At 38.0% G+C, this 25,615-nt stretch carries 24 protein-coding genes and 1 riboswitch; of the genes, 13 read left to right on the forward strand and 11 right to left on the reverse strand.

Annotated features, from left to right (window positions below):
• Nucleotides 1-50: 50 nt before the first annotated feature.
• The 7 genes from EHQ24_RS09165 to EHQ24_RS09195 all read right to left on the reverse strand — a co-directional run bounded on the left by EHQ24_RS09165 (nt 51) and on the right by EHQ24_RS09195 (nt 8,962).
• Nucleotides 51-677 carry a TetR/AcrR family transcriptional regulator gene (locus EHQ24_RS09165; protein ID WP_135601361.1) on the reverse strand — a complete coding sequence of 209 codons (627 nt, stop codon included), beginning with the start codon at nt 675-677 and terminating at the stop codon, nt 51-53.
• Nucleotides 674-2,620, reverse strand: a complete 1,947-nt coding sequence (locus EHQ24_RS09170) for an ABC transporter permease (protein ID WP_135601362.1) — start codon at nt 2,618-2,620, stop codon at nt 674-676. Before EHQ24_RS09170 ends, EHQ24_RS09165 begins: the two co-directional genes overlap by 4 nt.
• A 3-nt stretch (nt 2,621-2,623) precedes the next feature.
• The gene (locus EHQ24_RS09175) at nt 2,624-3,568 is read right to left on the reverse strand and encodes an efflux RND transporter periplasmic adaptor subunit (RefSeq protein WP_135601363.1); all 945 of its coding nucleotides are present in this window, start codon (nt 3,566-3,568) and stop codon (nt 2,624-2,626) included.
• A complete protein-coding gene (locus tag EHQ24_RS09180) occupies nt 3,558-4,898 on the reverse strand; it encodes a TolC family protein (RefSeq protein WP_425270091.1) in 1,341 nt (446 codons plus the stop codon). Before EHQ24_RS09180 ends, EHQ24_RS09175 begins: the two co-directional genes overlap by 11 nt.
• Before the next feature lie 66 nt (nt 4,899-4,964).
• Nucleotides 4,965-5,816, reverse strand: a complete 852-nt coding sequence (locus EHQ24_RS09185) for a TPM domain-containing protein (protein ID WP_244310362.1) — start codon at nt 5,814-5,816, stop codon at nt 4,965-4,967.
• Nucleotides 5,817-5,948: 132 nt separating this feature from the next.
• Nucleotides 5,949-7,559 carry a SulP family inorganic anion transporter gene (locus tag EHQ24_RS09190; RefSeq protein WP_135601366.1) on the reverse strand — a complete coding sequence of 537 codons (1,611 nt, stop codon included), beginning with the start codon at nt 7,557-7,559 and terminating at the stop codon, nt 5,949-5,951.
• A 38-nt stretch (nt 7,560-7,597) separates the two neighbouring features.
• The gene (locus tag EHQ24_RS09195) at nt 7,598-8,962 is read right to left on the reverse strand and encodes a helix-turn-helix domain-containing protein (protein WP_244310363.1); all 1,365 of its coding nucleotides are present in this window, start codon (nt 8,960-8,962) and stop codon (nt 7,598-7,600) included.
• A 333-nt stretch (nt 8,963-9,295) separates the two neighbouring features.
• Between EHQ24_RS09195 and EHQ24_RS09200 the strand changes: the two genes are divergently transcribed.
• The 3 genes from EHQ24_RS09200 to EHQ24_RS09210 are packed head-to-tail and all read left to right on the forward strand — an operon-like array spanning nt 9,296 to nt 12,848.
• Nucleotides 9,296-10,282: a sodium-dependent bicarbonate transport family permease gene (locus EHQ24_RS09200; RefSeq protein ID WP_135601368.1), complete on the forward strand. Its 987-nt coding sequence runs from the start codon at nt 9,296-9,298 to the stop codon at nt 10,280-10,282.
• 34 nt (nt 10,283-10,316) lie between these two features.
• Nucleotides 10,317-12,155, forward strand: a complete 1,839-nt coding sequence (locus EHQ24_RS09205) for an alginate export family protein (protein WP_135601369.1) — start codon at nt 10,317-10,319, stop codon at nt 12,153-12,155.
• 60 nt (nt 12,156-12,215) lie between these two features.
• Nucleotides 12,216-12,848, forward strand: coding sequence for a TetR/AcrR family transcriptional regulator (locus EHQ24_RS09210; protein WP_135601370.1), 633 nt, complete (start codon nt 12,216-12,218; stop codon nt 12,846-12,848).
• Nucleotides 12,849-12,886: 38 nt separating this feature from the next.
• Here the strand turns inward: EHQ24_RS09210 and EHQ24_RS09215 are convergent, their stop codons facing one another.
• The gene (locus tag EHQ24_RS09215; protein ID WP_135601371.1) at nt 12,887-13,648 is read right to left on the reverse strand and encodes a lysophospholipid acyltransferase family protein; all 762 of its coding nucleotides are present in this window, start codon (nt 13,646-13,648) and stop codon (nt 12,887-12,889) included.
• A gap of 144 nt (nt 13,649-13,792) precedes the next feature.
• Nucleotides 13,793-13,919, forward strand: a riboswitch (cobalamin riboswitch).
• Between the two features lie 189 nt (nt 13,920-14,108).
• Between EHQ24_RS09215 and EHQ24_RS09220 the strand changes: the two genes are divergently transcribed.
• The 5 genes from EHQ24_RS09220 to EHQ24_RS09240 all read left to right on the forward strand — a co-directional run bounded on the left by EHQ24_RS09220 (nt 14,109) and on the right by EHQ24_RS09240 (nt 17,478).
• On the forward strand, nt 14,109-14,738 hold the full coding sequence (locus EHQ24_RS09220; protein ID WP_135601372.1) for a hypothetical protein: 630 nt from the start codon (nt 14,109-14,111) through the stop codon (nt 14,736-14,738).
• A 28-nt stretch (nt 14,739-14,766) separates the two neighbouring features.
• Nucleotides 14,767-15,627 (forward strand): LIC_13355 family lipoprotein, encoded by an 861-nt coding sequence (locus EHQ24_RS09225; RefSeq protein ID WP_135601373.1) that lies wholly within the window; start codon nt 14,767-14,769, stop codon nt 15,625-15,627.
• Nucleotides 15,628-15,767: 140 nt separating this feature from the next.
• Nucleotides 15,768-16,547, forward strand: coding sequence for a class I SAM-dependent methyltransferase (locus EHQ24_RS09230; protein ID WP_244310364.1), 780 nt, complete (start codon nt 15,768-15,770; stop codon nt 16,545-16,547).
• Nucleotides 16,548-16,559: 12 nt separating this feature from the next.
• The gene (locus EHQ24_RS09235; RefSeq protein WP_135582949.1) at nt 16,560-17,117 is read left to right on the forward strand and encodes a slr1658 superfamily regulator; all 558 of its coding nucleotides are present in this window, start codon (nt 16,560-16,562) and stop codon (nt 17,115-17,117) included.
• A gap of 13 nt (nt 17,118-17,130) precedes the next feature.
• The gene (locus tag EHQ24_RS09240; protein ID WP_135601374.1) at nt 17,131-17,478 is read left to right on the forward strand and encodes a slr1659 superfamily regulator; all 348 of its coding nucleotides are present in this window, start codon (nt 17,131-17,133) and stop codon (nt 17,476-17,478) included.
• 22 nt (nt 17,479-17,500) lie between these two features.
• Here the strand turns inward: EHQ24_RS09240 and EHQ24_RS09245 are convergent, their stop codons facing one another.
• Entirely contained in the window at nt 17,501-18,661 is a 1,161-nt protein-coding gene (locus tag EHQ24_RS09245; protein ID WP_135601375.1) for a GNAT family N-acetyltransferase, read from the reverse strand.
• Between the two features lie 119 nt (nt 18,662-18,780).
• On the opposite strand from EHQ24_RS09245, the gene EHQ24_RS09250 reads away from it, so the two are divergent.
• From EHQ24_RS09250 to EHQ24_RS09260, 3 genes are read left to right on the forward strand one after another with little or no spacing between them, the layout of a single operon-like run.
• Nucleotides 18,781-20,292, forward strand: a complete 1,512-nt coding sequence (locus tag EHQ24_RS09250) for a PP2C family protein-serine/threonine phosphatase (RefSeq protein ID WP_135601376.1) — start codon at nt 18,781-18,783, stop codon at nt 20,290-20,292.
• 10 nt (nt 20,293-20,302) lie between these two features.
• A complete protein-coding gene (locus EHQ24_RS09255) occupies nt 20,303-21,241 on the forward strand; it encodes an adenylate/guanylate cyclase domain-containing protein (protein ID WP_135601377.1) in 939 nt (312 codons plus the stop codon).
• Nucleotides 21,242-21,272: 31 nt separating this feature from the next.
• A complete protein-coding gene (locus EHQ24_RS09260) occupies nt 21,273-21,857 on the forward strand; it encodes a DUF6272 family protein (RefSeq protein WP_135601378.1) in 585 nt (194 codons plus the stop codon).
• Here the strand turns inward: EHQ24_RS09260 and EHQ24_RS09265 are convergent.
• Nucleotides 21,832-22,503, reverse strand: a complete 672-nt coding sequence (locus EHQ24_RS09265) for a TetR/AcrR family transcriptional regulator (RefSeq protein WP_135601379.1) — start codon at nt 22,501-22,503, stop codon at nt 21,832-21,834. The two genes, EHQ24_RS09260 and EHQ24_RS09265, sit on opposite strands and share 26 nt — an antisense overlap.
• Before the next feature lie 71 nt (nt 22,504-22,574).
• Between EHQ24_RS09265 and EHQ24_RS09270 the strand changes: the two genes are divergently transcribed.
• Complete coding sequence (locus EHQ24_RS09270) at nt 22,575-23,498, forward strand: hypothetical protein (protein ID WP_135602422.1); 924 nt, start codon at nt 22,575-22,577, stop codon at nt 23,496-23,498.
• Entirely contained in the window at nt 23,495-23,932 is a 438-nt protein-coding gene (locus tag EHQ24_RS09275; RefSeq protein WP_135601380.1) for an ABA4-like family protein, read from the forward strand. The genes EHQ24_RS09270 and EHQ24_RS09275 overlap by 4 nt, the downstream gene beginning before the upstream one ends.
• Here the strand turns inward: EHQ24_RS09275 and EHQ24_RS09280 are convergent.
• The gene (locus EHQ24_RS09280) at nt 23,929-25,569 is read right to left on the reverse strand and encodes an ankyrin repeat domain-containing protein (RefSeq protein WP_135601381.1); all 1,641 of its coding nucleotides are present in this window, start codon (nt 25,567-25,569) and stop codon (nt 23,929-23,931) included. The two genes, EHQ24_RS09275 and EHQ24_RS09280, sit on opposite strands and share 4 nt — an antisense overlap.
• Between the last annotated feature and the right edge of the window lie 46 nt (nt 25,570-25,615).

The following is a 25,615-nucleotide window of genomic DNA, read 5'->3' on the forward strand; positions in this document are numbered from 1 at the left end:
CTCACATTTCGAGAATTCTACAACTGTGTTAAAACTTTGTCAATGGGAATTCAAAGGAAAGAGGAAAAATATACAAACAAAAGATTGTTCAGTTCCGAGAGGACTGCCTTTTTTTCAGATGGTTTTTCCTTTCTTTGAGCAATTTTAAATACAGAGTCCACTGTTTCTACGATCATCAGGGCGCGGTAGTATGCGAATTTTTTATCCACTTTTGGGAAGAGCTGGAGGATCACTTTTTCCGCAAGCGACTTGGCAAAACGTTCATTACTTTCAATATCCAATTGTAACAATGCTTGGTTTGTATACAAAATGGAGTTAATCAAACGATACCCTTTCACTTCATTGAATGCTTGTTCAAATGCGGACAAAGTGAACGCAATAAAATCAGGGGAGAATTTTTTTTTCTTTTTCAGTTCTTCATCCAAAAGTTTAAAAAAAGAATCATGAAGGATAAAATAACAGGACTCTGCATGTGAGTAAATGATGGATTCTTTATTCGGAAAAAATTGATAGATAGAACCAACAGAGATCCCACTTCTTTCTGCAATTAAATCAGTCGTCAGATCGTCATACCCAACTTCTCCTAATAGCTCAATGGCGGTATCTACAATTTTTTGATACCTTTCCTTGGAACGTTTTTGCTGCGGAACTTTTCTTGGATTCAGTTTGATGTTCATTCAGATCGTAAAGCTACAATCGGACTAAGTTTAGCAGCATACTCGGAAGGCCACCAGCCAAAAAGTATTCCGATCGATATGGAAAATAGAAAAGCAAATCCAATAGAAGGAAAGGATAAAACAATAGTCCAACCGAAGTATTCCTGCAAAAAAATGACAGCAAGGATTCCAAATACAAGTCCAACAATCCCTCCAGTCAAACTTGTCAAAGTAGATTCGATTAAAAATTGCATACGAATGTCGGACTCACGAGCACCAAGGGCTTTCCTGAGACCAATTTCTTTTGTTCTTTCCTTTACAGAAACTAACATAATGTTCATAATTCCAATACCACCTACCATCAGTGATACCGTGGCAAGGGCAATGAGTAACGTTGTCATGGTTTGGTTGGTTTCTGATACAGCAGATTGGATATCCGCCATATTCATTACTTGGTATATGTTTCCCATCGATTCGTTTGTGCCATGACGTTCATGTAAAAATTTTTTTAGAGAGGTTGTAAATTCTTCTGAAGACTCAGACTTTTCTAATTCCATTTCCAAACTATCAACGGCGTCTTTATTTAATAATCTTCGCATAGCAGTATTTAGTGGGATGAGTATGACATCATCCTGATCACGAAATCCAGTGCTTCCTTTTTCAGGAAGGATTCCCACCACTCGAAATAAAATTCGATTTACCTTAAGATAAGTTCCTACAGGATTTTTACCTTCGTATAATTCTTTGACAACAGTATTTCCCAGAAGACAAACCAGTGCTCGTTTCCCGTTTTCCTCTTCAGTAAAAAACCTTCCTTCCACAGGTTCTAAATTCCGAAGGGTTTCGTAAATGGGATTCGCTCCAGTGATATAACTATTCCAGTTTCTATTCCCGAAAACAAGTTGTGCTCTTCCATTCACAACAGCTGAGATTTGTTTTACTTCTGGAAATTTTTTAGCAACAGCGTTTACATCAAAAACATCCAATCGGTTGACAGAACCGGCTTCAAGAGAAACTCCCCCACTTCGCATTCCCCCTGTACGCACTATGACCAGATTGGCACCTAACGAAGAAAACTGCTCCTCTACGGATTTTTTAGCACCCTCACCCAATGCCATTACAGAGATCACACAAACTACCCCAAAAAGAATTCCGAGTGCTGATAAAAAAGTACGCAATCGATTTGATGATAACGAAAACAAAGATTGAAGAAAAATCCCTTTAAAAAGAGGCCATCCTTGTTTTCTTTTCAAATCAACCTTAGGCAATAGAATCTGATCTTTTTTTTTCTTTTTTCCTTCATCAGATAGTATTTTCCCATCACTCACGTGAATGATCCGATCACAATACTCTGCCATTTCAGGTTCATGGGTAACCATCACAATGGTTTTTCCTTCTTTGTGTAGGCGTTGTAATTCCAACATGATTTCAATTTTACTTTTGGAGTCTAAGTTTCCAGTAGGTTCGTCCGCAAAAATGATGGGTGGATCCACAAGGAGTGCGCGTGCGATAGCGACTCTCTGTTGTTGGCCGCCTGATAGTTCATTCGGTGTGTGGAGAGCCCGATTTGAGAGTCCCACTTTTTCTAACTGCTGTAAGGCTCTCTTTTCCTCAAAATTCACATTTGTGTATAACGATGGTAAACTTACATTCTGTGTCGCATTTGATTTTGCCAATAAATGGAATTGTTGAAAAACAAAACCAAGCATACTGCCACGTACATCAGACAATACATCGGAAGATTCACCATCCACCTTCCGACCAAATAATTTATAAGTGCCCGAGTCCACGTGATCCAGTAAACCCATCACTTGTAATAAAGTAGATTTGCCGGATCCAGAAGGACCCATAATCGCAACAAATTCCCCTTGCGAAATTTCTAAATCAATACCAGCCAAAACAGGAAACTTCGAATTTCCAATGGTATAAGATTTATTTAAATTATGAATCTCAATTGCTAACAATAGTTATCTCTTTGGTATTTTTGGTGAGGAGAAGGGGCCACCGGAACTAGTCTTTTTTTCTTCTTGGATTTTTTTCTTTCGATAAACCATTTCATTTTCTGTAACACCAGAGAGGATAACAGTATTTTGTTCATCTGAGTTCCCTATAGAAACAGCAGTTTCAACAAGTTCACCTTCTACTTTTTTTGTTACCTTTCCTCTACCACCAGTTCCCTTTACGAATTCGTTTGGGATTAACAATACGTTCCTTTCTTCAGAAAGAATAAAGTCGATAGTGATTGACATTCCACTCCTTAGATATTCAGGAATTGTCTTTAATTCTAAATCCACATTGTACATGGTCACATTGTTTTCAGTTACCGCTTCATAACCAATATGAGATACTTTGGCTCTGATCGGAGAATTTGAATAAGAATCAACAATTACATTTGCAAACTGACCAATTTTTATTTTGGATAAATCAGTTTCATCTACCTTTGCTTGTACCATCAAGTTATCAGAAAGAACATACAGGATATCTTGTTGTGTGACTGTTTGCCCTGGGCTAATGTTCGATGCAATCACCAAACCTCGCAAAGGTGAAATGACTGGTGTAGGTTTATAAAAATCTTCCCACTTCTTTAATTCGACTTCCCCTTTGGCTCTGGCTGCATCTAAAAGAGCGGCCCTTTCGGTCGAACTCATCCAAGCGATGATTTTACCACGGCCGACCTGTGTTCCTTCATTTACTAAAATGGATTCCACACGACCAGCAATGGGGGGTTTGATTTCCAATCGATTTTTGGGAATAGCAGTTCCTGTTGCCCGAACGGTAACAATTAAATCACCGACAAACACTTTCGAAGACTCTAATTTGGAGTTTGGTTTTGATTTCCCAAAACCAAATAAATAAAGCGCAATCGAAAGAACAATTACAGTGACTGCAATGAGTATCAGTTTAATCTTCATCAAAACACTTTCCTAAGTTTCTTAAGTAAGTAGCTTCCGCCAAACCCAAATCTCTCTTACCAAGTAAAAGATTTTTTTCCCGGTTGATTAAATCGTTTTCTATGATATCCCAATTTTCAAAACTGATGAGTCCATTCGAATATTGTGACCTAGCGATCATCGCACGAATCTCCGATGCCTTATAAAACTCGGTTAATACAATTAATTGTTCCGATGCATTAATAAAATTGAGATGTGACTGTTCCAACGAAAAAGAAAGCGAATTTTTTTTAGAATCTCTTGTATGAATGGATTTTTCATATTCCGTTTTTGCAATCTTCACATTATAATAATCTCTACCACCATTAAACAAGGGATAGGTCAAATTCAAACCAAAACTATAATTTCTAGGTTTAGGCAACCAAACATCATCTTGTCTCGTAACTGTTGCACTTAAATTGAGCTCGGGATAAAACCCTGCTTCTGCCACACCAATATTTGCCTGTGCAGCCCTTACCTTGGATTGTTCGGCCATTACCGATGGATGTGATTCGAGTAAGGTTTCTTTTTCTTTATCCGAAAACTTCTTCTCCATTGTTGGTTCATAAAAAAAATCAGAGTGAATATTCACATCCAAACGATTAGCAATCACTCTTTCTACTTCGTTTAAATTACTTTCAAAAAGACGGAAAGCAGAAGAAACTTCAAACTCTGATTGTTTAACAAAGGACTCACTTAGCAAAAAACTTCCTTTATGTTCCCTACCTACTTCATAACGAAGTTTTACCAAATCACGGTTTTTGGCCCGTCTTTCTTTAATTTTTTCAGAAAGTTGGTGGAGTTCTTTCGCATACAACATTTGTGCATATCCCGACTTCAATTCAAAACAAATTTTCAAACGCGAATCATGTAATGTTTGTTTTGCTGCTTGAAGCAAAGCTTCCGTTTTTTCGATCCCACTTTTGTCTTTAAATCCTGCAAAAAGATTTTGGTTTGTACTAAGACCAACCGAATAACGATTAATTGCTGTAGGCCTTGATTCTCCTGTACTTGATTGTTGGTTGGTATTAGATCCCGCACTTGACCCATTAATCAAAGGATCATTGACAGTCCCTGATCCACTAAAATTGGCAGAGGACTGTCTTGCCGAAGCCAAAACATTCACTGTAGGTAAATATCCTGCGTAACTTTTTTCATTTTCAAAAAATGCTTTGTCATAGTCAGCTTTCGCAGATAAAAATTCTGGATTGGATTGTAATGCGGTCTGCCAAAGTTCTTTGAGTTGGATTGGTTTAGCAGCGAGCGAACCCAAAAAAGAAATCAGAAAAACAGAAAATATAATTCTAATCAAATTCACTATATACTAAACCTAAGTTTGATTGACAAAGTTCCCGAGATTACATTTTTTAATAAAAAATTACCAACTTCCAGAACTTCCACCACCGCCAAAACTACCTCCGCCTCCACTAAAACCACCGGAACTCCCTCCACTACTTGACCATCCTCGACTTCCTCCAGACCCACCAGAAGACCCACTGTATATTTTTTCTCTCATTCGTTTTCGTCCCTGTGGCGTTAGCAGGTGATATAGTTTATAAAGTCCTGTACCTATTGCATAAATTAAAAATATGCTCGCTCCAACATTGGCCCCATGAATGGCTGTAGGAAACAAACTCCAAAAAGGAAAAAGAAAAAAATAGATAAACCAACCAAAGTAAGGTATGGTAGCGGCCGCATAAGTAAATATACTCAATACAAAGAAAACAAATATCGTTAAGACAACTCGCATCACAATAGGCATCTCTAAATGAGCACCGGAAAGTTGTCCCAAGAAAGATAAAGGCCCCAAATGAGAAAAATCTTCAGCCGGTGGAACGGAATATTCACCTTCAATGACTGCAAGGATTGTATTCACTCCATTTTGGATTCCTGATTCAAAATTTCCTTTTTTAAAATAAGGTTTAATTTCTTTTTCTATGATATGGTGGCAAATAACATCCGTTAAAATACCCTCCAAACCATAACCAACTTCAATACGCAACTTTCTGTCATCTAAGGCAATTAACAACAGAACCCCATTGTCATTTTTCTTTTGTCCCAGTTTCCATGTTTCTGCAACGCGAAGGGAATAATTTTCTAACACTTCTCCCTCAAGTGAAGGAATCACATACACCGCAATCTGGTTGCTAGTTTTACTTTCATGATCCCGTAACTTTTTTTCTAAAGCGGCAACAAACCCGGGACTCAATGTCCATGTTTCGTCTGTCACACGAGCCTTAAGTCGAGGTACATCCCTGGCTAGAAGGGATAAGGGGAAAATCAAAAGGAAAGAAAAAACCAATATCCTCTGCATAAATGGATATTGGTTTGAAAACAATAGGTTACAAGAATTTTTTGGTAACTACTTGTGGATTCGAGTTGCTCCGTAATAAGCAGAGATAGGTTTTAAGTCCTCAAATCCTATCAAATTTACCTGCCCACCTCTCGATTCATAGTCTCGTTTGAAACTTTGTAAAAACTCGATGGCCGAAAATCCGATCATTTTTACGTTCTGATCAAATTTAAGATCCACTCGTTCACCAGGAGCAATTTTTCTAAATAACAATTTCAATGAAATCATATTGGAAAACAACAGAGCCTGTCTGACATATAATTCATGTACTTTGTTTTCAGATTTAATCGTAATATCGGCCACAAAAATATAACGAAGAGGAACACCAAAATAAATCTGAATCAAAATTGCTGTGATAATCCCACAAAGAACGCCAACTAACAAATCTTCTACGATTGTTAGAATGACTGTTACAATAAAAATTACAATTTGATCCCATCCTTTTTCATATGTTTCTTTAAAAACATGAGGAGAGGCCAAACGAACACCTACCATAATCAAAATCCCGGCAAGTGACGCGAGAGGAATTCGATGGATAAGACCTGGCAGAAGTAAAATGAAAAAAAGTAAAAATAGGCCATGGAAAAAATTGGAAAATCTTGTTTTTGCCCCATTTTCAATATTGGCAGAAGACCTAACCACCTCTGAAATGATTGGTAATCCACCGATCCAACCCAAAAAGAAATTACCAGCACCTTTTGCTACGAGTTCACGATCCATATTCGATTTACGGCGATAAGGATCAGTATTATCTACTGCCGTAGCAGTTAACAATGATTCAATGCTAGCAATGAGAGCAATAGTAACGACCATTACCCAAAAAATCCCATCTTTCCATCTAGAAAAATCGGGAAATGTGATTCCATCGTAAATATGATCAGGAAGGTTTACTAATTTTTCGGGACCAATTTTATAAGTTTGATCAAGAAGTGTATAGGAATGTTCATCTGCCAAATCAAATACAATACCCAGAACGATTCCAACTAACACAGCTACAAGTGGTGCCGGTAATTTTTTGAGTAGTGGGTTTTTGATTTTTGCTAAAATGGCTATGATCAAAATGGCAGAAATACCAATGATAGCAACTTCTGGATTCACAAGAGATAAACTAAAGGGAATTTCCATTAACAAACCACCAATGGTTTTGGATTTAGGAGTAATTCCAAGAGCTACATAAAACTGTTTGGAAATGATAATGATTCCGATCGCGGCCATCATACCGTGAACCACTGAAATTGGGAAATAAACAGTTAAATTTCCAGCTTTCACTAGTCCCAAAACCACTTGGATGGCACCGGCAATCACAATGGCAGCTAATGTTAATTCAAAACCAAGTTTTGGATCTCCACCACCTAAAACCATAATGGAGTTGAGCACAACAGCAATTAGACCTGCTGCGGGACCGTTGATGGTAAGGTGCGAACCACTGAGTAGAGAGACTATAATCCCACCCACAATTCCTGAAAAAATCCCTGCCATCGGTGGAGCCCCCGATGCAAGTGAGATACCCAAACACAAAGGTAACGCTATCAGAAACACAATAAAACCGGACAAAATGTCCGATCGCCAATTTTCCTTTAATCCGGGTAACCAATCTTTTATATTGTCTTTGCTGTTCATAGGGAACGTCCTCTCTCTCTAATTAACTAATTGTATATCTATATGTTTTTATTTTTCCGAAATTGGTTTGGGTTGACTCCAGACTGTTTTTTGAACTCCAGATAAAACGCCGATCTGGATCCAAATCCTGAAAGTTTTCCCACCTCAGCTACATTCAGTTCTGGTCTTCCATTGAGTATGGCCATCGCTTCTTTGATTCTATATTGGTTTAACAGACTTGGAAAATTGAAGTTGTATTCAGAATTAATCAGCTCACTTAACTGATGATAGGAGAGTCCCATTTTTGAAGCGATCATCTCCTCGTTACAGTTGGGATCCAAAAATATTTTTTCAGAAGCTAACAGAGATTCTAATTTATTTCTAAATTCTGCTTTATCTAACTTTAAGGAAAGAGATCGGTATCTGGTTTTTGATTTATCTCTTTTTTCATAATTTCGTAAAAACAAAAAGGAACCTGCTGTTAAAAAGGGAAGATAAAACACTGCCGCATAAATAAAGAAAGGTTGGTAGGGATAAAAATCAAAATGGAACAATGTCTTTAAGAAGACGGAAAAAAGGAAAAAGAACCAACCAAATACATAGGGCCGAACATCACTTTCTTCTTTTGATAACAAAGTATGATGAGTTTTGAATAAATAATAAGCAGCGGTTCCAAATATAGATAGAACTAGAAAAATTCTAAACTCATACACTCTTGGATACAGAGGAACTAACAAATAAAGAAAACCTGCAAATCCAGAAACCCAAAACCCCGGGTGGTTCGAAAAACGATTTCCTAGAAACCGATCGAAAGATTTTAAATAAAGAAAAAATATAAAATGGTTAATAGATAAAAAGATATAATATGAATGTCTGACTAAGTCATTGGAATTTCCAAATATAGAAACAATCTCTTTACCGTGCACAGAGTACACAAGGAGGAAAAACATTAGAAAATGCACTAAAATCGAAATGTAGATGCCTTCTTTTGATTTTAAATATTCAGAGATGGCCCACCCAAAAGAAACAATTCCCATCATCGTAAAAAACAAAAATGTTAAAAAACGAAACAATACAATCGAGCGATAACTGGATTCTGATACAGTACGAATTGGGAAATTTAGATCTTCATTGGAAACTAAATAGATATAAAAATAACGACTTTCGTTAGCTTTCAGTGTCACGTTGAAATGTGGAAAAGGAGAAAGTACCTCCATCCAATCTTCCCAAACATATCCGCTATAAGAAGTGGTGACCTGCCCATCACCCCCTTCCGAACAAAGTTCGACAAAAGGGATATTGATCCATTGGATCAGAATGCTAAAATAGATTTCTACCGGTGTTTCGTTTTTGATCTCAACACGAACCCATTGTCCCCCGAGTTCTCGTTTTCCTCGTAAGGAATCAGCACTGAGATTGTCCATCCAGACAAAATCCCGCAATGATTGAATGGATTCATGGTTACAGGTTTTGGGAATTTCTGTCTTGTGGGGTACTAAAAATTGGACATTCCGACTGATGTTCCGGCCGTAGAAACTTTCAGGTTTCCAAAGACACCCCCCCGAACCAGCAACGATTGCCAATAGGAGCATGATTTTGGCCATTTGTTTCATCGGAAACACCAGTCTTTGCAAATTCAGCAACTACGAAAGCGAATTCGAATTTTGATGGAATTGGAAATCCATTATTTTTTGTCCAATTTTATGATATTGGACAAAAAAGGTGTCTAAAATGATGACAAGTATAGGGGGGAAATTATGGATTTCCACGCAGCACTCAACAATATTCTCAACCCACCGGTGCTCTTTTTCTTTTTAGGAATGGGTGTCGTTTTCTTCAAATCAGACTTAAGGATTACAGAGGGAGTATCTAAATTTCTATCTTTGTATCTTTTGTTCTCTATCGGATTCAAAGGAGGACATGAACTTTTCAAATCTCCTTTTGCCGAAGAACATTTACTCACACTCATTGCTTGTATGTTTATGGCATGTTTTGTTCCGATTTACTCTTACTTTATATTTAGAGCTAAACTCGATCATGCGAATTCTGCAGCACTTGCAGGAAGTTTTGGATCCATTAGTGCTGTGACCTTCGTAACAGCGGGAGCATTTTTACATAGTTATGGATATGAATACCAAGGATTCATCGTTGCAGGAATGGCACTTATGGAATCACCTGCCATTGTTCTTGCTGTGATCATTGATCGATTGGGTAAAAAGAAAAGTAACGGAAACCAAAATGAAAAAATCAAATGGGGCCATTTGCTTCACGAAGCTTTTTTTAGCTCTTCCGTATATATTCTGATTGGAGCCTTGATTGTTGGTTATCTTTCAGGTGAGTCTGGATGGAATACAACCAAACCATTTACAGAAGATATTTTCAAAGGTCTACTTACATTCTTCTTGTTAGATAAAGGAATCGATGCGGCAAAACAAATGAAGGAAATGAAAAAAGTAGGTTTTTTCCTCATTGGATCTGCCCTCGTGATTATGATCATCAACGTAGTCATCTCCATCCTACTGACTAAAATCATCCAGATGCCAATTGGAGATGCACTAATGTTTGTTGTACTCTGTGCTTCGGCTTCTTACATCGCAGTCCCTGCTGCCATGAAAGATTCCATTCCAGAAGCAAACCCTAGTATCTATTTAACGGTTGCATTATCGATTGTTTTTCCAATCAATATAATCATTGGAATTCCATTATACTTTTATATTCTTAAAGTAATTGCAGGAACCGTTTAAGTTAAAAATTTTAAATCAGAAAAGGGGATACATCATGTTTAATTCAAAAGGTTATTTCTATTTTCTATTGTTAGCGGTATTTTTACCGCTAACAATTACAATGGCAGAACCAACGGAAACACCGAATCCGCAAGGAACAACAGAGGTAATCAAACCCTATGTTTCAACAATGAAGGAAAAGGGAATTGATCCCGAATTCAACCGTCACATGTTTGTGGAACCTGAGTTATCTAAACACTCAGCAAACTCTAGCCAATTTTGGTTAAATGATGTATTACGTTTTGGATTGTACTTACGACCAAGGCAAGAATCCAGATACAATATGGATTTTAATGCATCCGATAAAGGTTATATAGATAGAACAGTTCAAACTTCCTCCATTTATTTTATTTTTGATCCCAGTCCTTATGTACAAGCAAAAGTAACATTGCAAGATGCACGTGTTTGGGGAGGAGAATCACCAGCATCCTCAGGCGACATACGAGCCAATTTTTTTAACAATACAGCAGATATTTATTCTAAAAACCAAACCAACGCAGTTTCCCAAAACCAAACCGGGATTCGGGAAGCATTTTTAACCTTAAACCAACTCCCCCTCCATTCCAAATTACAAATTGGACGACAAATTTGGGCTTACGGCGACCAACGAATGATAGGTGGTGGTAACTGGACAGTGAACGGATTATCCTTTGATGGGGCAAGGCTCATGTTCAATTACGATAATTTTAAAATTCACTTTTTAATGGCAAGGCCCTATTGGACACAAAGTGGAACAAACGGTGTAGTGTCCTCTAACGATCCAAAATTAAATTCGGCTGCTACGGGAACCGATACAACACTACTCGGAACATACAATAGTTTTACGATTCCTGATTGGGTTACCTTGGATCTTTATAGTTTGGGAGTGGTTCGAAAATGGAAAAAAAATCCCATGAATCCCGTCACTGGACTTCCCGAGGCCTCAGTGGATGACCCACAAGCCATGAACCGAAGTAGACAAAACCAAAACTTACTCACTACGGGTTTTCGTCTTACAAACAGAACCAAAGGAAATTTTTTACCCGAAGGAAAGTCTTGGGATTTTACATGGGAATCAGCATTCCAATCAGGAACTAGCGGTAGACGAATCCAAGACCCTTATTTAAAAGAATACCTTCCGAACGAATATGATAACTCAAAAACACAAAGAGAAAAATATACAGGACAAATGCATGTTTTTCAAACTGGTTACACTTTCTTCAAAAAACTAAGATTAGGTGGTCAGGTTTTGTATGCATCTGGAGATAAAAATAGAGCCGATGCTTCTGTTTCCACATTCCAGACCCTTGCCAATCCTAGATTTGGAGTCATTCCTTACTTCAATAGTGTGGCCGGAATTTCAGAAAATATCAATGCTCAAAACTTATATTCCAAATCTGTGAGTATCAGTTATAAAACAGATTCATGGGGAGAGTTCCAAGTTACCTACTTCCAAAACGATAAAGCTGAAAAACAAGATGCATGGTATGCTATCAGTGGAGCGGCAAATTCAACCAGTTCCTTAGGTGAAAAAAATCCATATCCTGTTTCTGCTGACAAAGGTAGCACGGAAAATTATTCTAATAATTCTTATTCATCACCATATGCACTTGGAAAACGAATTTATACAGAAGTAGATTTAACTTGGCATGGGCAAATCAACGACTTTGTTTCTTTGTGGATGGGATTTGGATATTTGGATGCAGGAGACTCGGTACGCAACTATCGAAATAGCAAAATCCAATACAATTCCACAACCCAATCCTTTGAATGGAACCAAAACTACTTACAAGGCAAAAACCAACTGGCAAAGGATGCTTATATGGCCTATGCCCAAATCAACGCTGCTTTTTAAGAAAAACGTTCGATTTTTGTATGGATTTGAATAATGTGGAGGCCAGACTGATTCAAATCCATGTTGGAAGCTTCAAACAAACAAAGACGGATTCGCAATAGCCTCTCTCGTGAGGAAATTAGAGACGTCTCCCTCCTCATTTTAAAGGAAGAAGGGCTGGAAGGTCTTTCCATGCGAAAGATTGCCAACCGATTGGGTTGTAGTGTTGCCAGTCCTTATTCTTATTACGAAAGCCAAATTGACCTTGTCCAAGATTTAATCAAATCAGGAGAGGATGAACTTCTCTCCATGTTAAAAAAAGCGATTACGGAAGTAGATTCCAATTTTGCCTTTGAAAAATTGGCAGCCATTGCCCGTGGGTATTTTAACTTCGCAAGTAACAACCGTGAGTTACACAAAGTAATGTTTGTGACCGATTACGGTGGAGTACATAGAAAAGCATTTCCTCAATTGCCAAAAAGTTACCGATTTTTTTTGGAAACCGTTCGTTTTGGTTTTGAGTCAGGTGAAATTCCCTATCCCAAAAATGAATACCCTGCCATCGCAAGGATGATGTGGAGTTGGATGTATGGAGTCATCGTTTTGGATATGACGGGAATGCTTCGCAAAAGGAAAGGATCCGGAAATCCCATCGAAGAAGGGATTTCCTATTTTCAAAAACTTCTCAGCAAACAATACCCTAACAGTAAATAGTTGTTTTTATTTCAATAAACTACTAAGTAAAAATAAATTTAACTGATGCTTGGTGAAACTTCCAAACCGTCATTTTCCTCATTCAAAACTCCTACTTCTTTTTTTGGAACTAAAACAGAAGTTCCTTTGTCCTTCATTCGAAGGAGTTCACTTCGGATGTAACTGATTGTTTCTGAAGCATCTTTCACTTCCCGAATGGGGTTACCCACTGACAATCGAATGGGTTTGTTCAAATTATACGCATCTAAAAACATAGGAATGATCGGTAGACCATAACGTTTGCTGAGTACGGCCATACCGGGATGGAGTTTTCGAGATTTTCTAAAACCCCGAAACCAAGTGCCCTCAGGAAAAATACCAATACCCAAACTTCCTTTAGCGATTCGTTGTTTCATTTCTTTCATTGTGCGTGGGTCTGATTCGTTGCGATTCACGGGGATTAAGTCAATCGATGTAACGATCCCTTTGATGAGCTGTTCGATTTTTTGTTTTTTGGCTTTCTGAAAACTATCTTTGGGTTTTTTACCAGAATCAATACTTGCAAGGGCCGTTGTATAAATTCCATACCGTTTCAAAACACCACGAATCACAAAGGCATCATAAGGAAGAGTGATCAACCGCAAAAATTTATTCCGAGGTTTAATATGATTAGCAATTAAAATCACAGATTTACCACTAAACTCTCGTAAGATGTGATCGTTTTCCAAAGTCACTTTTTTTCTTCCATAAATTTGGCGCATAGGTTTTACAAATGCCCACATAAAAATAAAACCAATCAGTCGACCTAAAACGTAAAACATATAATTCCTCTACTTCGTTAGAACAAGTGAATCTCGGTTGGTTGCAAAATTCTCTAAGTAAATTTGTCTCAGTGATTAGAATCTAAAAAAAAAATCAAAATGTAATGAATTTTCACAACATACATGGCGGTTCTTTACATTTGACAAAAAACCTGGTGCGAAAGACCTTGAAATTACCTTCAGGGAGGAAACAGGTGAAATTCCTGTGCTGACCCGCAACTGTAATCCAAACCAAAGTTTGGTGAGCCAGATCTTCCCCGTAAAGTTTACCTCGTGGTTAAGGCACTTTACACACTGATTCCAAATGCCTCCATTTGGATAAGGGGCCCCGAAGGAATCGGGGCACCCGAAACCATTACAAACAAAATCTGTATTTTAGATACTACCAAAATAGAATCTAACAACGATTTGTTTATTTTTGATTCGGAGTTCCCTAAAACTGAAACATTAGGAGAATTCTATGAATAGAACAATCAAAACGACAATCCTTACACTGGTCTTACTAACACATTTCATCGCATGCCAAACAGAAAAACAAGTTTCTGAAACAGATGCAAATTATAAACTAATCGCTGGTTTACTTGCAGGTAGTACACTCTCCACATCTTTTTTATTAGAATACAACGGGCAGTGGAACGCAGGTTATACGTATGATTCCAATGGACAAATGACTGGAACTCCCAACGGAAGACTCATCATCGCAACCAATCCAGATGGATCCGGAAGTATCATTTCTGGATATAATTCCAATGCAAACTACTTTGGTGGTGGTGATACCACTTATAGAATTCTATCCTTCGACAAAGCCACAAGAAGACTATACTACCAAAATACACCTGGAGGAAATAACTTCGCACATTCTACTTTTGGCAGGATTGATTACACACCTGTCACTACCTCTGGTTGTGAACTTGGAGCTGGAAGATGTTTTTATTTTTGTGAAGCGGTTTCTGGAAAAGCTACACTCGCGGAAGTACAAGCAAGTACAGTCACAAGCAATGCAACAAACTATGCCACCAACGGTTGTGGTGGATTTACATTTAGTAGAGCACTTTCAAGAACAGAAAACTCAACTTGGACTGGACTTTAAAAAATAGGTTCAGAACTTAGGAGATGTGATGCAAAAATTTTCAAAAACAAACAAATTATGTCATTTGATTTTGATCTTATTTGTAACCTTCTCCTCTTGTAAAAAATCCCCCTCATCTTCTGGGGAAGAAAATTTAGCTGCCTTATTACCATTGTTAAATGCCGCAACTAGCGCTAGTTTTTGTCCCAAATCTCCATTGCCTTCGGACATTCACATTGCAACAACAGTAGTTAGTTCGAGTGCCAGTATCCCTGGATTTTCTGATCCACAAAAAGCAGTGAATGGAATTTGTGGGGCGGGAGAACTTGTGGGGTCTCTGGATGTCTACGCTTTGGACATTACTGGAGCCGGAGCCAGTATGGTTCTCAGTTGGGGTGGACGAACCGTAAAAAATGTTTCCGATTTGGACTTTGTGGTATATGACAATAGTTTCCGGATATCCGATGATTCGAATACATACGCTATGGATCCTTCGGTCGTTCAAGTTTCTATCGATGGAACCAATTATTGTGGTTTTAACCCCAGTTACTCGGGGGCTAATGTAAACTTAGTTGATAGTTGGACTCGATTTGGAGGGCTTAGACCTGTTTACTACAATATGACCACCAAACCTTTCTCAAGCGAAGATCTATTTATCAATACAGGTGGTTCCTTTTTGTTAGGTGGTGGTGATGGGTTTGATTTGGACAATTTAGACCCTGCCGACCCAAATGATATAGGTTGTGACACAACCTTGGCAAACAATATCAAACTAAACGGATTCAAATTTATCAAAATTACATCCGCAAGCAATGTGAATAATCCCGCCACGGGGAATAAATTCCCATGGCCGCCTGGAAGTTACAATGGAAGCGATATTGACGGAGTGGTGGCACGCGAACTCCAATGATTTTTCTAAGTCATTATGTCAAATTTTGACCGTCTTCGAGGTTCTACTAAAAAAAACCTAAAAAACCGACTGGTATTTCAGTTGACCAATCCTTAAAAAAGGTTTCTTTTTTTAGAACCACTTCTTAGCGCGTATCCACTTTGAGCGAAAATCTATACACACAAAAAATATCCATCCAGGATGAAATGCCGAGATTGTCTGCACAGGCCAATCTCCTCAAACTCCTCCTCGATCCTTTTTTGGATTCCATTTCCTTTGAAAAAGAATCTGGCCTTGCTTTGGATGCTGGGGCAGGACCTGGTGTACTCACAAGTTTTCTCATGAAAAAAAATCCGAACCTTCGTTGGTCTGCCTGCGATATTTCGGAAGAAATGGTGCAGTATTGTAAATTAGGCCATCCAAAAGTAGACTGGAAGGTCTCCGATGTGCGCGCACTAGATTATCCAGACAACCATTTTGATTTTATTTTCAATTCTATGGTTCTCATCCATATCAAAGAACCAGAAAAAGCTTTAAAAGAATTCTACCGAGTTTTAAAACCAGGTGGAAAGGTTCTCATCCACTGTCCGAACGATAAATCCTTCACCGGCCCAAAAGTGCTTTTGGATATGGTTGCCAAACATGCGACCATCCATCCCGCTGACAGGTATGTGATGGAAAAAGTTCCAACACTTATGGAAAACCTTGGATTCAAACTAGCTGCAAGGACAGATTTTGTTGCTTCCAATGATGGGAATGATGACAAACCCGTAGTCGATTACCCAAAAATTCATTTGGGTATGATGACAGGTTGGTCTATGATGTCCTTTATGGGCCATCCCGATGGAATGCAGGATTTGTATTCCAAACTCCAATCCGACTATATGTCCAATCGTGTGAAATTCACGATCAATCTTGAAACACATTTGTACCAAAAATAAACGGAGGCAAAATTGAATCAAAAGTCACCCATCATTATCGGGGAATACCACATCATTCCAGAAAATTTGCCTGCTGATGGCCAACTTCGATTGATCTTCCAACCAATCGATATGACTACGTATTGGAGACGTTGCGGACTCACTGCAAACTTTGTAGCTGGATTTTATTCCTACTGCTACGAAGCCAGTGAAACCAAAGCCAACTCTCTCTCTACCATCATTAACGAACTTCTTGAGAATGCTTCTAAATTCTCAAAAGCAAGAGAAGGTAGAATCAACGTAGAATTGAAACAATACGGAAATCTTTTAAGGATAGATGTTTTAAATGTGGCGTCAAAAACCTTACGAGATAGTTTTGAGATTTTTGTAAACAAACTCTTGTCGGAGAACGTGGAGGAGATGTATTTTTCTACACTCGAAACCAAAGAAGACGGCGATACCAAATCCGGTTTGGGTCTACTCATGATGTTAAAGGATTACCCGGTTCGTTTTGGTTATAGTTTCCATGAGGTCGATGCCGATACTCATGAAATCACGGTAAGAGCAATTATCAACGTAGAAGAGATATAATAGGCGAAGCTTCATGGAAATCAAAGACTTAGATTACAATATTCAATACGACGAAGCCACTAAGACTGTCAAATTCACAGGTTCCATCCGATTGCAGAACTTACCCGCTTATGAACCCATAAAACTATTTTTGAGAGATGTTGCGAAACTTTGCCAAGGTTCGCTTCTGACAATGGACTTTAGAGAGTTACAATTTGTAAACAGTTCGGGGATCACTACTCTCTCTATGTTTATTATTGATTCAAGGAAAAGTGCTGCTTACCAAATCAAAATCCAGGGATCGCTCAATGTTTCTTGGCAGTCAAAATCTCTCTCCAACTTCAAAAAACTTTGGGACCAAGTGGTTTTGGAAATTTCCTAAACCACAAAATTCCCTATTTTCATTACCTTCCGCCCATCTCGTACAACCTTCTAAATTCGAGCATGCGGCGGGACATTTCATTAAATCTCTGCGCTAAAATCACAAACAAATTGGTAAGAAGTTTGATTGCTAAGGTTGGACTTTGGATTTCTAGTTTTTGAAATTCGTTTGGTGTAAGGATCAATAGTTTCGCATGATCGCGAACAATGATATCTGCATTACGATTGGACTTAGAAACAAATCCCAACTCTCCAAAAATTTCCCCTTGGTTTAAAATGGAAATGGTAGAACGAACCCCATCATCCCTATTCACAATCACTTCCACACTTCCCTCTAAAACACAAAATAGACCTTGGCTTTCTTGGTTTTGATGGAACACAATGTCTCCATCTTCATAATCGATTAGATCCAACATGGAAAGTAACTTCTTTGATTCCTCTTCAGTAAATCCTCTTAAGAAAGAGAGAAACTGACTAGGCGGGAGCATCATGTCATGAACAATGTTTTGCCAAACATCATCTCCATCCATAGAGAAGAGAGGACGTATGTCTTTGTAATCAGTAAAATTTGTTTCAAATAAACGAGCCAGTTCCGTTCCGGCAGGATATCTTTTCGCCAAACGAAGAAAAGGTGAATGGATTTGTTTTAAATACTCGTTATCATCCAGTAAAAAAACCATCGGAATCACAATCCCATATTCAGGATGGTGGATGTTCTTTTTGTACATTCGATAACCCACTTGGTTGTACAACCGAACTAAATGAGGATTGGTATCAATAAAATCGATAACGATTCCATTTTCACGAGCATGTTCGTAAATTTTCATACAGAGCATGCTGGCAGCAGCTGTGTGCCTAAATTCCCGTTTTACCATGAGTTTGGTCGACATAGAAACTTTGTCCGGGTAAAAGGGGCGGAAAAGATCCATCTCATATAATTCTTCACATTCCAAAATTCCATCTTTTCGGAAATTGATACGGACTGTTCCAATACACTCGCCCTCTTCCGTTTCCGCGAGGAAAAGATGACCTGTATCATCAAAAGGCTCTTTGATCATTTTTGCGGAGTGGTCAGCATACTCTTGGACTCTGTTCATTTCTTGAACATATATATCGTAACGCAGGTGGTAGATTTTATTACGATCTTCCTCTGTTGTTGCCAAATGTACTCTGATCTGACTCATCCTAGTCTTCTCCCTGAAAAAAATGAAAAATCATTTGCAATTTATGCAAAATGTATGACTTTATAAGCTAATTTTCCGCATTCTATTGCACGAAATATAAAGAAAGAAACCTTTACTCTATGCCGCAATCTCCTTCAAACGAAAATCGATTCGTCCTTTCGGACTATTACAAGAAACAACTTAAAGAGATTGCCTACCAGGGAGAATTCCGCGCCGAAACCTTTGCGACTCGGTTCCGATTCTTCTTCCTAGGATTTTTAGTTATTTTTGCTACCTTAGGCCTTCTTTCCGGTCGCCCCCGAATCGAGTTCTACTACCAGATTTCTGCCATCCTAGTTCTTCTCTGTTACAACTTTGTTGTTTTGTATTCCTTAAAGAAATCGGGAAAGTATCTCAATATCTTTAAGTTTCTATCTTCCTTTTTAGAAATTACTCTCCTTACATTTGTTACAGGGTATACTGCATACTCTCAAAAAAATCCAAGCCTTGTTTATGCAGCCCCGATGATTTATGTATTTTTCATCCTGATTGCACTGGCTTCCATACGTAATAATACTAAGACTATCATCTTTGCCGTCGTCGTTCTCATTGTTGAGTATGCATCACTGACCATCTACTTCTATCCAGAGATGACAAGTTTCAATGCCAAACTCATTGAACTATCGGATTATCTGAAACCAACATTCTTGGAACAAAACAGCACTTTCTTTTTGGTCAGTGCTGTTCCTATGGGAATTTTTCTCATCCTTCTGTACATGGTTGTTACAGGGGGTCTCATCCTATATGCCATTCTCAATACTTCGCGAACGACGCAGGAACAAGCAGATTTAATTTTTAACACAGAAAAACAAGCCATCTTGGAAGAGAACATGCGTCTTGGTATGGAGTTAGATGTAGCAAGGCAAATCCAAGCCATGGTACTTCCCCGTAATGAGGAATTAAAAGAAATCCAAGAATTAGAAATTTCAGCGAGAATGGATTCGGCCAATGAAGTGGGAGGAGACTATTATGATGTCATCCACCATGAAGACGGAACGGTTTACATTGGGATTGGGGATGTAACCGACCACGGTCTTGCCTCTGGTGTTGTGATGCTTATGACTCAGTCAGCGTTTATCACCACCTTACGTTCTAAAGTAATTTCCTTACGAGAATCTCTTCGTTCCATCAATTCCATTTTGTTTTCCAACATTCATGTGCGGATGAATGACATTCGTAACCTCACTTTATCCTTGTTTTCCTATAAAAATGGTGTGTTTACCACCGCGGGACAACATGAAACCATTATGGTTTATCGACATGCCACAAAAAAAACCGAGATCATTGATACAGTTGATAATGGTATGTTAGTTGGTTTAACCGAATCTATCGATGAATTTATCCATGAAAAACCAATCCATCTCAATCCAAAAGACATCATTCTTTTGTATACGGATGGAGCTACTGAGGCAGAAAACTCAAAAAGAGAACAATTTGGTTCTCATAGGTTAATTGAATCTTTAGAAAAACATATCGGCCTAGAATCAACAGATGCAATTTTAGATGCTATCTTTAAGGATATTTATGTTTTCATTGATGGAATGGAAGTTTACGATGATATTACCATCATGATTATGAGAAAAAGAGGATAACGGATATTATATGGACAATGAAGCAATGTTGGAGGAAGAACGGGCAAAATACGCAGAATTAGAAGTCCTTTACCAAAACATCATTGACCACTCGACAGAAATCGAAAACGAACTCCTTGAAAATAACAAAACCATCCAAATGTACTTGGATCGTATGCGTCGTTATTTATCTCCTCAACTTTATGAAATGGTAACTGGTGGTGCAGAAGGAGAAACTTCGATATCACACCAAAGACGAAAACTCACTATATTTTTTTCTGATATTGTTGGATTTACAACCATCACAGATTCCATAGAACCAGAAATCCTTTCGGACTGTCTGAACAAATATTTAGATGTGATGTCGAGTATTGCCATCAAATACGGTGGAACCATTGATAAATTCATTGGGGATGCGATCATGATTTTTTTCGGAGCACCTAGTTTCGAAAATGATAAAACACATGCGTTAAACTGTGTTAAGATGGCCATTGAAATGCGAGATAGTTTGCCTGCATTAGATGAATATTGGAGAAAATCAGGAATCAACCACAACCTAACTTGCCGAATTGGAATCAATACTGGTTATGTGACGGTTGGGAATTTTGGAACCAACGAAAGAATGGATTATACCATCATAGGTGGGCCGGTCAACGTAGCCTCTCGGTTGGAACATGCCTCAGATGCTGGGGAAATCCTCATATCCAACGCAACCAAATCTCTGATAGACGAATTCATCGATACAATACCAAAGGGTGAGATTGTTGTCAAAGGTGTCCACACACCGATAGAAACCTTCCAGGTGATCAGTTTAAAGAACGACCAAGAGAAAAAAGAAAATCCGTTTTTGAAGTTCGATAATGAGGGTTTCCTTCTCAAACCACTCCATTTTGATAAACTGAGCACAAATCCCGAAGAACGCCGATTAATGCAAAACGCATTAGAAAAAGCGCTTGCCGCATTACGATAAATCGTCTAGATTTCTTAGTTGAACTACGACTATGCGAAAGTACGGCAATTTAAAATCCACAAATACTAACAATACCGAACCTGAATCCAAAATCCAAATCCAATTAAAACCTTTGGATTTAATGAGATATTGGCGCCGGATTGGAATCCTTTCTGATTTTATTGGTTATTTTTATGGATTCTCTTTTTTGCCCAATGTTCCCTCCGAATCGATGGACATGAAAAATTCTGAGATTGTAAATTCCATCTCAACGGTGTTTAATGAACTTTTGGAAAACGCCGCCAAATATTCTCACGATAAAAAAGCAGATATAGAAATTTCTCTCATCCATAGGGGCAAAACTTTTGAAATCTTTGTTCGCAATAAAACAAATGTATCCAATGTTAATGCTTATGAGGCGAGTTTAAAAGAGATTTTTTCTGCTGACAATTTAGAAAATTTGTATATTGAAAAATTAGAAACTAATGAAAATGATCCGCACCATTCTGGAATTGGCCTTTTGATGGTTTTGAAAGATTACCCAGTAGAAATGGAAGTTTCATTTGAATCCGAAGGGGAAGAAACAATCATTACCAGCCATGTCATCTATTTTACAGACGGGTTCCCTCAATCATAATCTCTAAAATTTGATCCACTTCTTTACGAAAGATAGTTTCTTCTGCAGTGGATTTGATTTGTTTCCATTTCCGTTCGTTGAGTACAGCAAAGCCGTGAACACCACTCCAAAAGCTCATCATCAATGTTGCAGTGGGAACCGAGTTTTTTAATTTTAAAGACTTTTGGCCAAATTCTACAATTTTAAACATTCCTAAATAAGCTTGATTGCCACATTCTCTTAAATCTTCAGAAATGGGATCTCCCGATACATATAATTCTCCACCAAACATGAGTTCAGTCCTTCTCGGATTTTTGAGGAGAAGAAAAATATATTCCACACCTGCCATTTTCACCTTTTCCAATGGATCCTCGGAATGGTTCCAAGCCCTCTCCATCCCTTTTGTTAATTCCTGAAACCCTTCCGTTACCAAAGCCTGGAGGAGATCCATTTTTTTAGGAAAATGTCTATAGGGGGCCGTATGGCTCACACCTAAATCGGTGGCGATATCTCTTAAACTGAGAGAAGAGACACCTTTTGATTCTAAGACCTTTCTCGAATGTTCCAAAACCTCTTCCCTTAGGTTTCCATGGTGGTATCCACTTGATTTTGCAGAGGTGTCAGAATTTGCTTTCGGGCGGGATTGTTTTTTTTTGGATGGTTTCATATCAAAAAATGTTTACAATGTATACTTTCTATGTTGACAGAGTATACATTTATATTTACACTGTCTACATTATGAATTTTGCCAACTACAGAAAACAACCACTTTTTTGGAATGGGATAACCATGGCAGTGCTCACAGTAGCCATCCTCCCCCTGCTATTTCTGGATTCAAGAACCCTTTTGGGGGTGAATGTCTGGATCAAACCCTTAAAATTTACTCTATCCGTGGGTTTGTACTCACTGACTACCGTTTGGGTGATGTTTACCTTTTTAAACGATTGGAAACAACAAAACAAAATCCAATTGGTTTTAACCGTTACCTCTGCGATTGAAATTATATTTATCACCTTACAGGCAGCACGCGGAGAGGCGAGTCATTTCAATATTACAACTACTTGGAATCAAATTGTTTATTCCGTGATGGGAACAAGTATTTCTATCTTTTGGGTTTTCCACCTTTGGATGGGTTACCAAATTTTTAGAAAGGAATCCATTTCTCAGTCTATCAAAGAAAGCCTTGTTTGGGGACTTGGCATTGCCGGGTTTGCCATGATCATTGCATTTTTTATGACTTCTCCTCGCCCTGACCAATTGGAATCTATCAAACAAGGAATTTTTCAAGCGAGTGGCTCACATAACTTTGGTATAGGTGATCCAGGGAAAGGAATTACTTTTTTTGGTTGGAGTACTCAAATTGGAGACATGCGAGTTCCCCATTTTTTTGGAATGCATGTAATGCAGATTTTTGTTTTTCTAGCAGCTTTTTTAATGGGAAAACGAAATTCAATTCAGAACCTATTCCTTATTCGAACCATAGGATTTGTCCTTCTACTTGTCAATGTAGTGATGGTCATCCAAACATTGAATGGGGAATCTGTCTTTTATATAAATCCGATGTATACAACTGTCTATGGAATATCTTTTGTTCTGGTTTCTGTTTGTCTTTTCAAATTAATCTTACAACCAAAATTACATACACATGAGGCCACCTTATGAATCCTTCCTTAATTTTTAAAATTGCCAACGGGATCACTCTTCTTTCCTGGTTGGTTTTGATTTTATCACCAAACCAAAAAAAGGTGATTCGTGTTTTAAGATTTTTTGTCTCTGGGCTTCTACTTGGTGGAGTTTATATATTTGCCATCCTCATTGGAAATGGAGAGGCAAAAGGGGATTTTTCCAGTTTGGAATCGGTCAGATCATTATTTGCCAATGACTATTTTTTACTCGGAGGATGGGTTCATTACTTAGCCTTTGATTTGTTTCTTGGAACTTGGGAAGTAGAGGACAGCTTTAAAGAAGGGATCAATCGTTTCCTTCTGATCCCCGTTCTGGCCCTTACATTTTATTTCGGGCCAGCGGGTTTTGTTTTGTATTTGGTCTTACGTTTTGTAACCAAAACTATAATCAAAAAGGAAAAAACAACCTAACCACCATAAACATCCAGGAGAGAAAGAACTCGTTGGCATCTGTTCTTTTTCTCCTCATCCCCTTCTAATTCAGCAATTTCTAAATTTTCGAAGGCAAGATCTCTTCCTGTTTTGTCATCTAAAGTTTTGGCATTGGATTTAGCCCCAGATTCTAATAACAAAGCAAGCACTGCAGAATTCCCAAATTTACAAGCTTCGTGAAGAGCCGTACTACCACTGTTATCCGAAGTATGAATGTCGACACCGGCTGTGATGAGTCTCTTTGCTAAACTTGGTTCTCCAAAAACAGAACACCAATGCAAAGGGGTCATCCCATTCACTGATTGGATATTGACTTTGGCTCCTCTCCGAATGAGTTCATCCATAAGAGCTGTTTTTTCTTGTAAACGTAAAGTGCTATCCTGGCATAACTTAAAGATGGCTGTTTCTCCATTCGCATCTAAATGATTGGGATCTGCTCCTCGTTCCAAAAGCCGCATAGAAGACTTGTATCGTGCGCGGGCAAACGATTCTTGTAAAAGCGAAAAACCGAGAGGGTTACGAATGGAATCGTTGATTACATAATCCAAAGAACCGACGGTGCGAACAAAAGAATCCAAAAGATATACATCATCTTCATCCAACCAGTCCAAAGTTTTGTCGTCATTTTTTGATTCTAAACTAGAGCCTAAGTGACTTTGATAACCTTCTGGAAATTTATGTTTTAAAAGTGGAACGAACAAAGGTTCGATTTCCGAATGACAAACTACTTCATGGATAAGTTTCCAATGATTTAGATTTGGAACCACTTGGTTGGAAAGTAAGTAGATTAAGGTTTCATTTAATTTCTTTTGACTGAGTTGGAAAACAACCTGTAAGTTCTCTTCTTTAAAATGAACTTCAGAAACTGTATTTTTATTTTCCGGCCAATGATACATTACTAGAGTTAATAACTCTTCTTTATGTTCCTTAGTTAAAAGAGAAAAATTTTCCTGCAATGCCAGAATATTGCCCGACAGAGCGTAAATTTTTGCAGACAATTCATTGGATATAAATTCTGGAATTTTTTTATCAGGATCACCATGTTCATCAAATCGAATTTTGTAGATATGAGTGGCTATAAAATTTCCGTGTAAAAAGGTATTCCACTCATCAGCAATCGCCAAATATAACTTTCCAGACACAGAATGATCATCTAGGGAAACAACTGTGACTGACAATCGAACCTGTGAAACATTTACATTCTGATTGATAATGATACTTAAGTTTTTTGAAGGTGATTCTGTTGTGATATCAAAAAGTAAATTTTTTAACCTCGATAATTCTGGTAATCCCGAAATAGAGATTCGAACGTCGTTTTCTGTTCCTTCTTCATCTTTTAGGAAAACTAATTCTTCATTAGACCAATCTGTGATAAAATCAGTAGTGTATCTTCCAAAAATTTGGCCTTGGAGTTTGTGTTCAGGAATTTGATCTTTAAAATGAAGATCAAATAACACAAGTGAGTTGGTATTATTTAATTTTGTCTCGAGATGATAATCAAAATGGTTCCAAGTTGAACATTTTTTACAGCGGTACTTACCTTTTTTTCCTTCCAGTTTGGAAGTAGAAACAGAATGGCCACTAAAACAATTAGAACAGGATAAGATCGTTTTCATATTTCGCTTGTTCCGATTAATAAAACAGGAGAGTTTTGACGGATCA

The sequence above is a fragment of the Leptospira noumeaensis genome, from assembly GCF_004770765.1.
Classification (GTDB): domain Bacteria; phylum Spirochaetota; class Leptospiria; order Leptospirales; family Leptospiraceae; genus Leptospira_A; species Leptospira_A noumeaensis.

Bases quoted from the DNA above. Each gene is read 5' to 3' on its own strand.
- EHQ24_RS09165 (WP_135601361.1), bottom strand. From the start codon at position 677: ATGAACATCAAACTGAATCCAAGAAAAGTTCCGCAGCAAAAACGTTCC.
- EHQ24_RS09175 (WP_135601363.1), bottom strand. From the start codon at position 3,568: ATGAAGATTAAACTGATACTCATTGCAGTCACTGTAATTGTTCTTTCG.
- EHQ24_RS09190 (WP_135601366.1), bottom strand. From the start codon at position 7,559: ATGAACAGCAAAGACAATATAAAAGATTGGTTACCCGGATTAAAGGAA.
- EHQ24_RS09195 (WP_244310363.1), bottom strand. From the start codon at position 8,962: ATGGACAATCTCAGTGCTGATTCCTTACGAGGAAAACGAGAACTCGGG.
- EHQ24_RS09200 (WP_135601368.1), top strand. From the start codon at position 9,296: ATGGATTTCCACGCAGCACTCAACAATATTCTCAACCCACCGGTGCTC.
- EHQ24_RS09205 (WP_135601369.1), top strand. From the start codon at position 10,317: ATGTTTAATTCAAAAGGTTATTTCTATTTTCTATTGTTAGCGGTATTT.
- EHQ24_RS09210 (WP_135601370.1), top strand. From the start codon at position 12,216: ATGTTGGAAGCTTCAAACAAACAAAGACGGATTCGCAATAGCCTCTCT.
- EHQ24_RS09215 (WP_135601371.1), bottom strand. From the start codon at position 13,648: ATGTTTTACGTTTTAGGTCGACTGATTGGTTTTATTTTTATGTGGGCA.
- EHQ24_RS09220 (WP_135601372.1), top strand. From the start codon at position 14,109: ATGAATAGAACAATCAAAACGACAATCCTTACACTGGTCTTACTAACA.
- EHQ24_RS09225 (WP_135601373.1), top strand. From the start codon at position 14,767: ATGCAAAAATTTTCAAAAACAAACAAATTATGTCATTTGATTTTGATC.
- EHQ24_RS09240 (WP_135601374.1), top strand. From the start codon at position 17,131: ATGGAAATCAAAGACTTAGATTACAATATTCAATACGACGAAGCCACT.
- EHQ24_RS09245 (WP_135601375.1), bottom strand. From the start codon at position 18,661: ATGAGTCAGATCAGAGTACATTTGGCAACAACAGAGGAAGATCGTAAT.
- EHQ24_RS09250 (WP_135601376.1), top strand. From the start codon at position 18,781: ATGCCGCAATCTCCTTCAAACGAAAATCGATTCGTCCTTTCGGACTAT.
- EHQ24_RS09255 (WP_135601377.1), top strand. From the start codon at position 20,303: ATGGACAATGAAGCAATGTTGGAGGAAGAACGGGCAAAATACGCAGAA.
- EHQ24_RS09260 (WP_135601378.1), top strand. From the start codon at position 21,273: ATGCGAAAGTACGGCAATTTAAAATCCACAAATACTAACAATACCGAA.
- EHQ24_RS09265 (WP_135601379.1), bottom strand. From the start codon at position 22,503: ATGAAACCATCCAAAAAAAAACAATCCCGCCCGAAAGCAAATTCTGAC.
- EHQ24_RS09270 (WP_135602422.1), top strand. From the start codon at position 22,575: ATGAATTTTGCCAACTACAGAAAACAACCACTTTTTTGGAATGGGATA.
- EHQ24_RS09275 (WP_135601380.1), top strand. From the start codon at position 23,495: ATGAATCCTTCCTTAATTTTTAAAATTGCCAACGGGATCACTCTTCTT.
- EHQ24_RS09280 (WP_135601381.1), bottom strand. From the start codon at position 25,569: ATGAAAACGATCTTATCCTGTTCTAATTGTTTTAGTGGCCATTCTGTT.